This is a genomic window from Amycolatopsis thailandensis, from assembly GCF_002234405.1.
In the GTDB taxonomy this organism is placed as follows: domain Bacteria; phylum Actinomycetota; class Actinomycetes; order Mycobacteriales; family Pseudonocardiaceae; genus Amycolatopsis; species Amycolatopsis thailandensis.
In genome coordinates this window covers 1-637 of the sequence record NZ_NMQT01000408.1, presented here as the reverse complement: position 1 = coordinate 637, position 637 = coordinate 1, and the positions used below count along the sequence as shown (strand labels likewise).

Annotated in this window: 1 protein-coding gene; it reads left to right on the top strand. The window is 70.2% G+C overall.

From position 1 onward, the window contains the following. The coding region (locus CFP71_RS43190; RefSeq protein ID WP_208636174.1) for an erythromycin esterase family protein at nucleotides 1-637 on the top strand (637 nt) is incomplete at both ends.

Sequence of the window (637 nt, the reverse complement as noted above, 5' to 3'; positions counted from 1 at the left end):
CGATGCTCGCGCCGTCGGCGAACGCGGCGGAGACGACGGGGCCGGCCGGGTCCTGGCGCGACCCGGTGTGGTCGCTGGACCTCGCGGCGCATCCGCTGCGTTCGACCGAACCCGGCCGGAACACCGCCGACCTGCGGGCACTGGGCGCGATGATCGGCGGCGCGAAGGTGGTCGGTCTCGGCGAGGCCACGCACGGCTCGCACGAGTTCTTCGCGATGAAGGAGCGGGTGTTCCGCTATCTCGTCGAGGAGAAGGGGTTCCGGGCGTTCGCGCTGGAGGCGAGCTGGTCGGCGGGCATGGAGATCGACGACTACGTCCAGACCGGCAGGGGTGACGCCCGCGAGATCCTGAAGCGGACGGTGGCCGGTTCCCCGTGGGACCGCGAGGAGTTCGTCAGCCTGATCCGGTGGATGCGCGACTACAACCGCGCCCACCCCGCCCGGACCGTGCACTTCGTCGGTGACGACCTCGGCGGGCCTTCGATCAACGACGCGTTCTTCGCCAGGATCACCGACTACGTGAAGCAGCACCACCCGGCGGCGCTGCCCCGGCTGAACGAGCTCTACACCGGTATTCGCCCGATCGACGACCACCTCGCCTACCTGCGCAAACCGCTCGACGAACGGAAGCGGCTCGC